Annotated in this window: 10 protein-coding genes and 2 riboswitches; of the genes, 2 read left to right on the top strand and 8 right to left on the bottom strand. The window is 31.1% G+C overall.

The features are described from left to right. Positions 1–27 precede the first annotated feature (27 nt). A complete protein-coding gene (locus I6U48_RS22945) occupies positions 28–1380 on the bottom strand; it encodes a glucose-6-phosphate isomerase (protein WP_218322815.1) in 1353 nt (450 codons plus the stop codon). Positions 1381–1548: 168 nt separating this feature from the next. Continuing rightward, on the bottom strand, positions 1549–3534 hold the full coding sequence (locus tag I6U48_RS22940) for a leucine-rich repeat domain-containing protein (RefSeq protein WP_218322814.1): 1986 nt from the start codon (positions 3532–3534) through the stop codon (positions 1549–1551). A gap of 1043 nt (positions 3535–4577) precedes the next feature. Next, a riboswitch (molybdenum cofactor riboswitch) is annotated at positions 4578–4694 on the top strand. Between the two features lie 220 nt (positions 4695–4914). Here I6U48_RS22940 and fdhF point away from each other — a divergent pair. Both fdhF and I6U48_RS22925 read left to right on the top strand, forming a co-directional pair. Further along, a complete protein-coding gene (gene fdhF / locus I6U48_RS22930; protein ID WP_218322813.1) occupies positions 4915–7053 on the top strand; it encodes a formate dehydrogenase subunit alpha in 2139 nt (712 codons plus the stop codon). A gap of 61 nt (positions 7054–7114) precedes the next feature. Further along, positions 7115–7684 (top strand): 4Fe-4S dicluster domain-containing protein, encoded by a 570-nt coding sequence (locus I6U48_RS22925; RefSeq protein WP_218322812.1) that lies wholly within the window; start codon positions 7115–7117, stop codon positions 7682–7684. A gap of 179 nt (positions 7685–7863) precedes the next feature. Here the strand turns inward: I6U48_RS22925 and guaA are convergent, their stop codons facing one another. The 6 genes from guaA to I6U48_RS22895 all read right to left on the bottom strand — a co-directional run bounded on the left by guaA (position 7864) and on the right by I6U48_RS22895 (position 14947). Next, on the bottom strand, positions 7864–9396 hold the full coding sequence (guaA, locus tag I6U48_RS22920) for a glutamine-hydrolyzing GMP synthase (protein WP_218322811.1): 1533 nt from the start codon (positions 9394–9396) through the stop codon (positions 7864–7866). A gap of 229 nt (positions 9397–9625) precedes the next feature. After that, the gene (gene guaB, locus I6U48_RS22915) at positions 9626–11080 is read right to left on the bottom strand and encodes an IMP dehydrogenase (RefSeq protein WP_218322810.1); all 1455 of its coding nucleotides are present in this window, start codon (positions 11078–11080) and stop codon (positions 9626–9628) included. Positions 11081–11203: 123 nt separating this feature from the next. Then, positions 11204–11301, bottom strand: a riboswitch (purine riboswitch). Between the two features lie 269 nt (positions 11302–11570). Further along, the gene (locus I6U48_RS22910; protein WP_218322809.1) at positions 11571–12047 is read right to left on the bottom strand and encodes a hypothetical protein; all 477 of its coding nucleotides are present in this window, start codon (positions 12045–12047) and stop codon (positions 11571–11573) included. Positions 12048–12113: 66 nt separating this feature from the next. After that, on the bottom strand, positions 12114–12578 hold the full coding sequence (locus I6U48_RS22905) for a PulJ/GspJ family protein (RefSeq protein ID WP_218322808.1): 465 nt from the start codon (positions 12576–12578) through the stop codon (positions 12114–12116). A gap of 10 nt (positions 12579–12588) precedes the next feature. Beyond that, positions 12589–12966: a type IV pilus modification PilV family protein gene (locus tag I6U48_RS22900; RefSeq protein WP_218322807.1), complete on the bottom strand. Its 378-nt coding sequence runs from the start codon at positions 12964–12966 to the stop codon at positions 12589–12591. Between the two features lie 25 nt (positions 12967–12991). Further along, complete coding sequence (locus I6U48_RS22895; protein WP_218322806.1) at positions 12992–14947, bottom strand: prepilin-type N-terminal cleavage/methylation domain-containing protein; 1956 nt, start codon at positions 14945–14947, stop codon at positions 12992–12994. Positions 14948–14963: the final 16 nt, after the last annotated feature.

Genomic DNA, 14963 nt, shown 5'->3' with positions numbered 1-14963 from the left:
TGCTTCGCATAATTTTTATTATATAAATTAAAGCCTCTGTTCTAATTTAGCTTTCATGTCTTCAAAGCCAGGTTTTCCAAGAAGAGCAAACATATTCTTTTTGTATGCTTCAACTCCTGGTTGATTAAATGGATTTACTCCTAGTAAATACCCACTTAATCCACAAGCTTTTTCAAAGAAGTACACCATATATCCAAAATAATATGCTGTTAACTCTGGTACATTTATAATCATAGCTGGAACATTTCCATCACTATGTGCCAAAACAGTTCCTCTAAAAGCTTGTTGATTTACAAAATCCATAGATTTTCCTGCTAAGAAGTTTAATCCGTCTAGATTGTCTTCAGTTGCTTCTATAGTTACACTCTTTCTTGGTTTTTCAACATTTATAAATGTTTCTGATAAAGTTCTTAACCCTTCTTGAATATATTGTCCCATAGAATGTAAATCTGTTGAAAAATCAGCAGCTGCTGGGAATATTCCTTTATTGTCTTTACCTTCACTTTCACCAAATAATTGCTTCCACCATTCTCCAAAGTAATGTAAGCAAGGTTCAAAATTAACTAACATTTCTGTAGTTTTACCTTTTGAATATAGTGCGTTTCTAGCTGCTGCGTATTTATATGCAGTGTTACTGTTTAAATCTGTATTGCTATACTCTTCTCTTGCATCTGCGGCCCCCTGCATCATTTCATCTATGCTTACTCCCGCTGCTGCTATTGGCAAAAGACCTACTGCTGTTAAAACTGAGAATCTTCCACCTACATTGTCAGGAATAACAAAAGTTTCATATCCTTCTGTATCTGCTAAAGTCTTTAATGCTCCCTTTGCTGCATCTGTTGTAGCAAATATTCTTTCTTTAGCCCCTTCTTTTCCGTATTTCTTTTCCATTAAATCTTTAAATATTCTAAATGCAATAGCAGGTTCGGTAGTAGTACCTGATTTTGATATTACATTAACACTTATATCCATTCCATCTATAGCTTCTAAAAGATCTGCAATATAAGTTGAACTTATATTATTTCCTACATAAAATATAGCTGGACTTTTTCTTTTATCTTTTGATAGGCTTCCACTAAATGTGTGAGAAAGCATCTCTATTGCAGCTCTAGCTCCAAGATATGATCCTCCTATTCCTATAACTATAAGTGCATCAGAGTTGCCTCTAATTTTTTCTGCTGCTTTTTTTATTCTTGCAAATTCATCTTTATCATAGTTAACTGGAAGATCAACCCATCCTAAAAAATCATTTCCTGCACCAGTTCCTTCGTGAAGCATTTTATGGGCTTCATTAATAAATAGTTGAAGATTGCTTAATTCATGTTCTTGTATGTACGGCATAGCTTTGCTCAAATCTAAGGTCAAACTTTTTTTATTCATTTTTATCCTCCACCTTTACGTAAAATTAGCTTCAATTGAAATTTTATTCTATTTATCCGTATAAATCAACTATTACAAATTATTTTATATTATCAAATTTTTGTAAACATTTACACTAAAATCATTAAAAATCAGAAAGCATTATTAAAACACCTTCTGATTTTCAATTTAAAAAGAACTATTATAATATATGTTGCAATTTGACAATATATCCTCTAATTCATCTTTATCAGCTTCAGTTACTTGATTATTATTTAACCAAAGAGTTTGTAAATTAGTTAGACCTTTTAATGAATTTATATTGCTTATTTTATTATTAGATAAATTAAGTGATTTTAAATTATTCAAGCTTTGTATTGTACTTATATCGCTAATTTCATTGTTGCTTAAATTAAGTGTTTGCAAATTATTTAAGCCTCTTAGTATACTTGTATCAATTATTATATTATAGCTTAAATTAAGATTTTGTAAATCACTGAGCCCATTTATTGCACTTATATCACTTATTTCATTATGACTTAGATCAAGAGTTTGTAAATTAATTAAATTTTCTATTCCACTAATATCTTTTATATTTTTACTTGACACATCTAGAGATATGATATTTCTAACATCACTTTTATAAATATATCCTGTTGGCTTGTTTATCTTATTTCTTATCGATTTCTCTAAATTTTCATCTTTAAAAGTTATTATGTCTTCTGGAATAGTAGAATCTGATATTTTAAAATCTTTATCTGTAAGATTATCGTAATACTCTTTTATAGGAGTATAATCTGAAATATGATTTTGTGACAAATAAAGCACTTTTAAACTAGTTAGCCATTGTAGCTCTGTTATATTGCTGATTCTATTGCTATTCAGATAAAGTTCTTGTAAATTAGTTAACCATCCTAATGGAGTTATATCACTGATTCTATTTTTCGCTAAATAAAGCTGTTCCAAACCTGACAAGTTTTCTAATGGACTTATATCGCTTATTTCATTTTCAGATAAATCAAGTTCTCGTAAGTTAGTTAAGTTTTCTATTCCGCTAATATCTTGTATTGCTTTATCATTGGCCTGCAGAGATGAAATTCCTTCAAGATCTTTTCTATAAATATCTCCTGTTTGCCTATTTATTTTATCTCTTATTATTTTTTCTAAATTTTCATCATTGAAAGATACTGTAGTATCAACAGTATCTGACAGGTCAAAGTCCTTACTAATGAGATTATTATAGTATCCTTTTACCGGACTATAATCCTGAATCTGATTTTGTGATAAATAGAGAACTTTCAAACTAGTCAGACCTTTTAATAAACTTATATTACTGATCCTATTATTTTTTAAATAAAGCTGTTGTAACTCTACTAACCCTTGCAGTGAATTTATATCACTTATCCCATTACTATTTAAAAGAAGTATTTGCAAATTGTTTAAATTCTTTAAAACACTTATATCTTTTATTTGGTTATCATTCAAATTAAGAGAATATAAAGTACTTAAACTTGTTAAATTGCTAATATCGCTTATTTTATTTTCTGATAGATTAAGATCTCTCAAGTTACTTAATCCATTTAATAAATTCAGATCGCTTATTTCATTTTCTGATAAATTAAGCACTTGTAAATTATATAAATTTTCTATTCCACTAATATCTTTTATATGACTATTTGATGCATTTAAGTATGATATACTTTCAAAATTGCTTTTATAAATATCACCCTTGGGTTTATTTATTGCTTTCCTTATTATTTGTTCTAAATTTGAATCTTTAAAAGTAACTATATAACTACTTTTAATATTAAAATCTAGCTTGTACTGATTTTTTAATGATTTGCCTACTTTTGAATGTGTGTTTACCCCAATATTTAATGTATAACCTTCTCCTGGTGTATAGCCGCCTTGTGGAGGTGTTATTATAACTGATTTACTGTCTTTTCCTAACTGAACACCAACATCTACTGCATTTCCTTTACTATCTGTCACAGTTATTCCTTTTTGGGTTAGATCATCAAATCCAACTTCAGACGTAAACTTCACAGTCCAAGTCTTGTTGGCATCTACTGTTTGATTATCAGTAAAACTTGCTGCTTTAACTACTCCCACTGCCAATAAACTTAATATTGCAATTCCAAATACTATAGTTATTAATTTGACTCTTTTACTCATAAGCTCCCCCCAATTAACTTTTTATTTTTAAAATTTCCATTACCCTTATTACTTTCCATATTAAGGTATAGTTTTATTATACTGCTACTACTAATAATTATCTGGAAATATAAAAAATTTATATACTAGTTATCTTAATATGGTTAATCTCAACAGTTTTACAATACTTCGAAATTTGCTTTATTTTCACAAATTTATTAAATCATGTTTATTTCCAAAATTATAAAACTTTATTAAACATTTATTAACTTATATGAACTCGAAATGTGCTAATATTAAATAATCAATAAATTGTAAAGGAATGATTAATAGGATGTATCTGAACTTTTTATGTAAAAATCGTAATTTGTTATATATTTTAAATAATATTCTTAGCTGTATATTAGTATTTAAGTCTATAATTACTAATAACTTTAACATTGTTCCTACAGTGGTTCTTCTTTTTATTTTAAATATATACATCTTTAAAATAAAGAACATAAAATTTTCATAGTTTATCTTACTCAGACTCATTAACTTAAGATAATTTTGAAGTTGTGCAATAAATAATAATATATCTAGCTTGTTCGTCATTTATTTAGATCATGACTATTCTTTCTTTTAATAATATATGTAAGATTTTGAAATATAAAAAACGTGGCTTATAGTTATGCAAAACTATTAGGCCACACTAAAATATTAATTTAACTAAGGTTATTCTATTCACACTCAATAGTTGAAGGTGTTTTTGAAGTTACGTCATAAACAATTTTGTTTACTAAAGGAATTATTTAACACCAAATCTAAAAGCAGCACACCAGTAAACCAACAAAGAAACATAAAAAATAAGAGGTCAAGTCAAGTATCAAACCGACTCAACCTACTTCTCTCCTATATACTTTCGATTTCTTTTGGTTATTATAAATTATAATACTATAGAGGTATCCAGATATAAAATTCAAATAATGATTCATAATTGATATTATATGTAGTAAAATGTTTACATAAAGCACTATTGTTAATTTTTTATATAGTTGGTTAATAAAAACTATATTGTAAAAATACAATTAAATAAACTCTGATCCATATTAACCTTAGGTTAGAGGCTAATATGGACGTTTAGGGTGTGAAGAGTAATTTTTATGCCTGCTATTTTGCAAAGGAGTTCATATTCATATAGGTAAACTATGCCTATTATGAGTATGAACTTTTTATGTTGTAAAGATATTTTTAATTTTTATTTTATTCAAAAAATATATAAATATTTTATTAGTTAAAGTATTTTTAAAGATACATAGAAATTTGAGTGATTCTGATTTTTAGACTCTATTGAGTCCTGAAATAAAAGGTGTGAGAATCATAATCACACTTATTCATAAAGAAGAAGGAGTGAAATTATTAATGGAAAAAAAGATATTAACTGTATGTCCTTATTGTGGTGCTGGTTGCAAGTTATACTTAGTGGTTGAAGATGAGAAAATAAAGAGAGCAGAACCAGCTAACGGAAGAACTAACGAAGGAACTCTATGTCTTAAAGGACACTATGGATGGGATTATTTAAATGACCCGCAACTTTTAACTGCTAGGTTAAAGAAACCTATGATAAGGAAAAATGGAGAATTAGAAGAGGTTTCTTGGAATGAAGCTATTGGATTCGTTGCTGACAAACTAACAGCTATAAAAGAAAAGTATGGTCCAGATGCTATAATGGGTACTGGATGTTCCAGAGGACCAGGAAATGAGACAAACTATTTAATGCAAAAATTTATGCGTGCTGTAATAGGTACAAACAATGTAGATAACTGTGCAAGAGTTTGTCATGGACCTTCAGTCGCAGGATTAGCCGAAGTACTTGGTAACGGAGCAATGTCAAATACTATACCAGAAATTGAAAATTCGGATTTATTGTTAATTTTCGGATACAATCCATCAGAATCTCATCCTATAGTTGCTAGGAGAATAGTTAGCGCAAGAGAAAAAGGTGCGAAAATTATAGTTGTAGATCCTAGAGTTACGGAAAGTGTAATATTTTCAGATTTGTGGTTGCAATTAAAAGGCGGAACAAATATGGCTCTTGTAAATGGATTTGCAAATACATTAATCAATGAAAACTTGTATAATAAAGATTATGTTACTAAATATACTGAAGGATTTGAGGAGTACAAATCAATTACGGACAAATATACTCCTGAGTATGTAGAAAAAATAACTAATGTTTCTGCTGAAAAGATTAGAAAAGCTATGAGAATGTACGCCCAGGCTAAAAATCCAATGATACTTTATGGTATGGGAGTATGTCAATTTGGTCAAGCTGTAGATGTAGTTAAAGGTTTAGCTGGTTTAGCTTTAATGACAGGAAATTATGGAAGACCTAGTGTAGGTATAGGACCTGTAAGAGGTCAAAATAATGTACAAGGTGCCTGTGACATGGGAGCAATCCCTAACTGTTTCCCTGGATACCAAAAGGTTACCGATAAAGAAATTAGAAAAAGATTTGAAAAAGCTTGGGGAGTAAAACTTTCTGATAAAGTTGGTTATCATTTAACTGAAGTTCCAAGAGTAGTTTTAAAGGAAAATAAGCTTAAGGCATATTATATAATGGGAGAAGATTGTGTTCAAAGTGACCCAAATGCAAATGAAGTAAGAGAAGCTTTAGACAAGCTAGAATTTGTAGTAGTTCAAGATATTTTTATGAATAAAACTACTCTTCATGCTGATGTAATTTTGCCCGCTACTGCATGGGGAGAACATGAGGGTGTTTATACTTGTGCGGATAGAGGATTCCAAAGATTCCATAAAGCTGTTGAACCAAAAGGAGATGTAAAACCTGACTGGCAGATTATATGCGAAATAGCTACTGCTATGGGATATCCAATGCACTACAATAATACAGAAGAAATATGGAATGAAATGATAAGTCTTTCTCCAAAATATGCTGGTGCTACCTATGAAAAAATGGAGAAGAATGGAGAAGTAATTTGGCCATGCCCTTCAGAGAATCATCCTGGGACTCCTGTGCTTTATGAAGGAAATATATTTAGTACTCCAAATGGAAAAGGTGTTTTGTTTGCTGCAGAATGGAGACCTACACAAGAATCTCCAGATAAGGAATACCCATTAAGCCTATGTACAGTTAGAGAAATAGGTCACTACTCTGTAAGAACAATGACAGGTAATTGTCGTGCTCTCAGACAACTGGAGGACGAACCGGGTAAAATAAGAATGAGCTTGGAAGACGCTGAAGAACTTGAAATAAATGATGAAGATTTAGTAAGAGTAAGTTCAAGAAGAGGTTCTGTAATGACAAGAGCTTGTGTTACAGATAGAGTTCGTAAAGGTGATACCTATATGACTTATCAATGGTGGATTGGAGCATGTAATGATCTTACCGTCGATAATTTAGATCCTATATCAAAAACACCTGAATATAAATATTGTGCAGTTAAAGTAGAGGCAATAAAGGATCAAGATAAGGCTGAAAAATGTTTATTAGAAACATACAATGAATTACGCAGAAAAATGAGAGTAGAAAAGATATAGCCTTTAGTGAGGTCGAGCATTTATTATATACAAAATATATATAAAGAAAGGAATAAATATAATGAATAATTTTGTTGTTGCAGATCCTAATAAATGTATAGGATGTAGAACCTGTGAGATAGCCTGTGTAGTAGCTCATTCTGACAAAAACATATTTACATCAGAAAGCTCTGAAATCGAATTTTATCCTCGTTTAAGTGTTGTAAAAACAGCTAAAGTCAGTGCACCAATTCAATGTAGACAGTGTGAAGATGCTCCTTGTGCTAACGTATGTCCAAATAACTGTATTACGAATGAAAATGGAGTTGTCCTTATAAATAAAAGCACTTGTATAGGTTGTAAAACTTGCCTTATGGCATGTCCTTTAGGTGCTATTGAATTAGTTCCAGAATTTAATAACGAAGAAAAGGTTGTACAACATGGTTTAAAGGTTGTACATGATGGTAAGTTATGCTTTAAAGACAAAATGGTAGGAAATAAGTGTGATTTATGTAATGGAAGAGAAAATGGACCAGCTTGTGTAGAAGTTTGCCCAACTAATGCATTTAAGATAGTTAAATCTGATGAGCTTCATAAATCCATTAAAGAAAAGAGAAAACAGAGCGCATTAAGATTAACTAATATGGGTTGATCTGTAAATTTTGTGATTTAAAAGGTATTGCATTAGGAAGCGAAGTTTTTTTCTCAAGGGAGCTTCGCTTCCCACATTGACTAAGATATTTCTATCCTAATTACTTTTTACTAACTTAATTATTCAACTACAAATCCGTTTCAACGCTCTGTAAACACTGGCTTAACAGCATATCACTTTTATTCCCATTCAATAGTTGAAGGTGGTTTTGAAGTTACGTCGTAAACAATTCTGTTTACTCCATGAACTTCGTTAACAATTCTTCTACTTACTTTATCTAATACTTCATATGGTATCTTAGCCCAATCTGAAGTCATTCCGTCTGATGAAGTTACTGCTCTTAATGCTATTGTGTGACAGTATGTTCTTTCATCTCCCATAACTCCTACTGATTGAATGTTTGGTAAGCAAGCAAAATACTGCCATACCTGTCCTTCTAGTCCTGCATTAGCTATTTCTTCTCTGAATATAGCATCTGCTTCTCTAGTTATAAAAAGTTTTTCTTCTGTAACTTCTCCAAGTACTCTTATTGCAAGTCCTGGTCCTGGGAATGGCTGTCTCCAAACCAAGTGATGAGGAATTCCTAATTCTTCTCCTACTGCTCTTACTTCATCTTTAAATAATTCTCTTAATGGTTCTATAAGAGAGAATTTAATGTCTTCTGGAAGCCCTCCAACATTATGATGACTCTTTATAGTAGCAGAAGTATTTGTTCCACTCTCAACTACGTCTGGATATATAGTTCCTTGAACAAGGAAGCTTATTTCTCCAAGTTTATTTGATTCTGCTTCAAATACTCTTATAAACTCTTCACCTATAATTTTTCTCTTTCTTTCCGGGTCACTTACTCCCTTAAGCTTTCCTAAAAATCTATCTTGAGCATTTACTCTTATTAGATTCATATCAAAGCCTTCTTTGAATATCTTTTCAACCTGGTCTCCTTCATCTTTTCTAAGTAGACCATGATCTACAAATATACAAGTTAGCTGCTTTCCAACTGCTTTGTGTACTAATACTGCCGCAACTGATGAATCTACACCACCTGATAGTGCACATATTACCTTCTTGTCTCCAACCTTTTCACGTATTTCTTTTATCTTTTCTTCAGCGAAGGATGCCATTGACCAATCGCCCTTTAAACCACAAACATTAAAAAGGAAGTTTGAAAGCATCTTTTTACCAAACGGTGTGTGCTCAACTTCTGGATGGAATTGCACTCCATATATTTTTTTCTCTGCATTTTCCATAGCTGCCACGGGTGTTTGACTTGTAGTTCCAACTATTCTAAAACCAGCTGGTGCTTTTTCAACATAATCTGTATGGCTCATCCAACAACTTTCATTTTCTTCTAATCCTGCAAACAAAGGACATGAATTATCTAATTTAACATCTGTTTTTCCATATTCTCTTTTGTCCGGACTCTTAACATTTCCTCCAAGAGTATGAGCTATAAGCTGCTCACCATAGCATATTCCAAGAACTGGTACTCCCAACTCAAATATTTCTTTATCTATTCTTGGAGCTCCTTCTCCATAAACACTATTAGGACCTCCAGTAAATATTATTCCCTTAGGGCTTTTTCCCTTTATTTTATCTATAGAATAAGTATAAGGAATTATCTCACAATATACATTATTTTCTCTAACTCTTCTAGCTATTAATTGATTATATTGTCCTCCGAAGTCCACAACAAGAACTAATTCTCTGTTCATAAATTACCTCCATATTAGTAAATTAAAAAGCTATAGTTGGCAGCTTTAGATCTTTCATTTTTAAGAAGGGTAAAATCAAAATACTGCTGCCAACTATAAATAACATATTATTACGATTATGAAACTCCTCTTCCTTACGTCAGATGAGTACTCGCGAGTAAGCGACCATATCAAAGTCAGCACCTCTGTGTAAGCGACCATCACCAAATCAGAGATTTGGGATATCTGACTATGAATTAACGCTGTAGTTTGGTGCTTCCTTAGTTATTGATATATCATGTGGATGACTTTCTCTAAGTCCTGCTGATGTTTGAACTACAAATGTTGCACTTTCATATAGTCTATTAAAGTTTTCTGAGCCTAAATATCCCATACCTGAACGTATTCCACCAACAAGCTGGAATATTGTATCTGCTACGTCTCCTTTGAATGGTACTCTTCCTTCTACACCTTCTGGAACTAACTTTTTATTTCCTTCTTGGAAATATCTATCCTTACTTCCGCAAGCCATTGCTGCTAAAGATCCCATTCCTCTATATACCTTATAACTTCTTCCTTGATATATTTCCTTTTCACCTGGAGCTTCTTCACATCCAGCTAACATTGAACCCATCATAACAACTTTAGCTCCTGCTGCTAAAGCTTTTACTATATCTCCAGAATACTTAATACCACCATCTGCTATAATTGGGACACCATGCTTATTAGCCTCTTCTACACAATCCATTACTGCTGTAAGTTGTGGTACTCCTACACCTGCTACAACTCTAGTTGTACAAATAGATCCTGGTCCTATACCAACTTTTACGCAATCAGCACCTGCAAGAATTAAATCCTTTGTTGCTTCTGCAGTTGCAACATTTCCTGCAATAACCTGAAGCTCCGGATAACTTTCTTTAATAGTTCTAACTGCATCTATAACACCTTGTGAATGACCATGAGCTGTGTCAACAGTTACGACATCCACTCCAACTTCAACTAGAGCCGCTACACGTTCCATCATGTCTCCAGTTACTCCTACAGCTGCTCCACATAAAAGTCTTCCTCTTGAATCCTTAGCACTGTTAGGGAATACTTTTACTTTTTCGATATCTTTTATAGTTATAAGACCTTTTAAGTTATTATCTTTATCTACTAGAGGAAGTTTTTCTATTTTATGCGTTTTAAGTATTTCCTTTGCTTCTTCTATTGTAGTATCTTCTGGAGCTACAATCAAGTTTTCACTTGTCATAACTTCAGATATTTTTCTGTCATAATTTGTTTCAAAAATTATATCTCTATTAGTTATTATTCCAACAAATTTACCATCTACAGTTATTGGTACGCCCGATATTCTATATTTACCCATAACTGCCTGAGCATCATTTATAGTGTGATCTGGTGAAAGGAAAAATGGATTAGTTATTACACCATTTTCTTGTCTTTTAACCCTGTCCACTTCCGCAGCCTGTTGTTCTATAGTCATATTCTTATGTATGATTCCTATTCCACCTTCTCGTGCCATAGCTATTGCCATTTTGGCTTCAGTAACAGTATCCATGCCTGCACTCATAAGTGGTATATTTAGCTTTAGTTTTTTAGTTAAATTAGTTACTAATGAAACATCTCTTGGTAGTACCTCTGATTTATTTGGAACTAAAAGTACATCATCAAATGTATATGCTTGTTTTAATATTCTTGCCATTTTAAATACCCTCTCCTTTTAATTTTATATTATAAAACATATTATTTACATTTAGATTTCAAATTATGTCGAAAAGAAAAACCATACCAATTTCACTGTGTGTGAAATTGGCATGGCTATAGTATACCCATCAATTTCACCCATAGTCAGAAATTCTCGGTTTCTGGTAGAGACTCCCTGCCATATTCAGGGGATATATAGGTCAAAATATAAATTACTGATTTGTAAAAAGTCATATTAAATGTTTTTTGCAACTTTTATGTCCTTTTCATTCGAACTATTTACACTATTTTATTCAATTTTTGCATGTTTGTCAATTATTTTATTTTTGAAGTATAACATTATCTAACTAATGTATACGTTTATCTAGCAAAATTCTAGGGAGTTTGTAAAATTCCACAACATAACAATGTTTTATCTTCTAGACATATAAGAATAGTACCTTAGTAATGAAGGAATCAAAATATATACTCCTTAGTAAGCCATAAATTTAAGAATTATAAACTTTCTTCCACTTTATCGAGTAAGATTGATAACTGTAACTTCCATCATTAATGTTCTTTATATAAGTTATAGCTACTTCTGCTACTATAGTGCACCCTTGAGAACTATAGTTTCCAGAAGAGTATATATCATAAGTGTATATTTTAGGATCATCTGTATCTTTAGGTTGTATAACTTTTGTAATATTAGCTTTATATACCGCCATGTTATCCCCATAGAGTCCACCGGTATTATTCAGATTGGCTATACTAGTTCCATTAGATACATTGCATCCTTTACTATTAATATAGTTTATGAAGTCATAAATACCAGTCTCAGCACTATAGTAAGCTTTAGTTCTGTTAGTTGTATCTGAGTTTACTCTATTGCTTTTAATACTTATATCTACCATTAGCGCCGCTAACACAAATGTTATCATCATAATAATAATTACAATCAAAAGAGCCGAGCCTTTCTTTTTCATAATATTACAAGCCTCCATTTCACAATTTCATATATCATAAGCAAATAACAACTTAACTGTTTTTGCTTATCTTTTTACATTGACCGCAGTAGAACTTGTAATTTTTAACTTTCCTTGTGATGCTGAAACAGTGATTACGATTATTTCACCTTCACTAGCCATATTAATTGAATCTATGTTAGTACACTTTGAAATGTTAACACCATTTGCATCATTTAAATTTAAAATTTTGTTAGCTCTATCATAATCTACATCATTATTTAAGCCCCCTGAGTTCAAATTAACTATAACTTTACCACCTGAAGATATCTGATCTCCATTTATACTTATATCAGTAAAACTGTAATTCCTAATTTCATCAGTAAGAATGTTCAAAGCCTTATTTATATTATATTGAAGATCTATATTATCATTAAAACTAAAATTCAGTTTTATCTGAGAAAAAAAGGTTTGATAAAGATATAAAGAAAGTATAGCAAAAGTAGCTAATGCTATCATTAACTCTACTAAAGTAAATCCTTTTTTTTTCACTAATATCACCTTAATTCTTAAGAAAATGCGATGTTAAAATAACCTCATTTTTCACATCATTAACATTCTTTCGTACTCTTACAGTAATTTGTAAAAGTGTTGGAGGCCCTTGTGTACCAATATTGGCAACCTGAGTTACATAATAATATTTACCACTGTTGTCATTAATTTCTTCATAGCTGTTAAAATTATTATCTCCAACACTTACCGGATTTGTTTTACTCTTTTCCAAAATTTTTTGAGCTTCCATCATCATATTTTGTTTATCAACTTGAATATTTACATTTTTATTGGATTCAATATTAAGCCTTACTACAATAATAGACAATACTATAAATATGGTAGTGGCTATCATAACTTCTATATATGTGAAACCATATTTTTTCATTTTGAACTCCTTGTTTTGTCTATATTTATTGGAGATACTTATCACATAAAGCATCAATTTCACTCTTAACATTTTGATTAAATTGGTTACTATCTAATTGTGTCATATTAAAAGATGAACTTGGCTTTAAATTAAGATTTTTAGCAATTATTGCTGAATTGTTAAAACCTAAATCAATATAATTCAGATTTATTGTTCCAGTGCAATAAATTATAAAATTACTGAAATTATTACTGCCTATTTGCCAATCCAGTGTACAATCTCCATCAATTATTAAAAACTTGTAATTATTAGAATTAATACTCTCACCATTAGGCATTAATGCTTGTTTTAACGAACTTGTATCACTTCCTCTGATTATACGAAAAGCTAAATCTTTGTAAGTTGTAGTATCATAAGCACTATTGTAAGAAACACCGCCCTTAACACTTTTAATTTGCTTGGTTACAGCTGAAGGTATATCATTTGCAGGTGCAACAGCTGGATCCTGTGGCTGTTTTGGCAATACTTTTACTGGAGCTGGTGATAAAGTTCCGCCATAAGTATCATGTGAATAATTAGTTATATTTGTACTTAGATCAGATGTATTGATATTTGAATGTCCATAACTAAAAGTATTTGTTTCCATATACGTACTACCTAGTGTTACATTCCTTAATATGTTAATATTATTTAAAGCTTTAAGATACGTAGCACCGCTTATATTTACAGATGCACTGTTGTTATTAAAGCTCAAATTATTTCCTGAAATCATTGTTATAGGACCATACATGTTTGCACTATAATCAAATGTCATGTCTTTTCCTGCTTGAGCATACAATGAACTATTGTTATCTAACTTACAAATCCTACCTACATTGTTGAAATTGATATTATTTTGGGCTACTGAAGAAATTCTACTGTTTATAGAATTAACATCACTGTAAAAATTAATATCAGTTCCACTTTGTATTTGAACAGTTCCATTATTAAAATTCGCGCTAATACTTGAGTTATCAAAAGTAACATTATTATTGGCTAAAATATATACAGTATTATTCGTATTTAAATTACTATTAAAATCTATATTATAGGCTTGAATATTAGTCTTTCCGGTAACTGTAAGTGTATTACCGCCGCCATTTCCGGTTCTTATACTATTTTGATCCCCAGAGCCTAGAATTAATAAATCTCCATTAACAGTAGTATTTTGAGCAAATGTAATTTGCTTTCCCTGTAAATCTACAGACCCTGTAATATTCATTAATGTACTACCATTTCCCAGATTAATTTGATCGCTGCTATCACCGAACGCATTCAAACAATTAGCTGCAAACAAATCTCCAACAGTGCTTCCATTACTACTTCCTCCATTACCTCCACCTGAGTCACCTCCATTACCTGGAGTAACCCCACTTTGTGCCGAATCTGGTGTTGGTGGAAATTTAATTATGTACACATTAACGATCTGTCCACTATCATCAATACCATACAAAACATACCCTGTACTATAAATAACAACTATAACATTTCCAGATAAATCCGAACCTTTAGGAAAAATTGTATTGTTATTTACATCATTATTGCTTGAAGGTAAAGTATCTGTACAATAATATGCCATTACCCCTGACACTGATGATAAAACTTTATTAGCTATACTACCTTTAGAATATATAATAGAACTATTTCCGTTAAAGGGATTTATTAAAGCATTACTTCCTGAAAAATTAGAAGTCATATCTGTTCCAACACTGCTTAATATAGTTACAAGGGCTTGTTCAGTGGTTTTGCCTGCATTAGTAGCTACTTGATAAGAAATGCCATCTTTACCAGATCTATTTTCAAGGTAAGTTCTGACTAATAGTACATTGGCAGATACATTTTTATTTTTTGACTGCACCCTAATGGCTGATACTTTTGGTATTAAAATTATTGAAAGTAAACCTATAATTGATATAACTATCATAATCTCTATCAATGTAAAACCTTTTTTTCTAACCACTGGCCCAATCCCCCTG

It is taken from the genome of Clostridium thailandense (genome assembly GCF_019207025.1).
GTDB classification, from domain to species: domain Bacteria; phylum Bacillota; class Clostridia; order Clostridiales; family Clostridiaceae; genus Clostridium_AM; species Clostridium_AM thailandense.
Note: the sequence above shows the minus strand (reverse complement) of the source record. Positions and strands in the feature narration are given on the sequence as shown.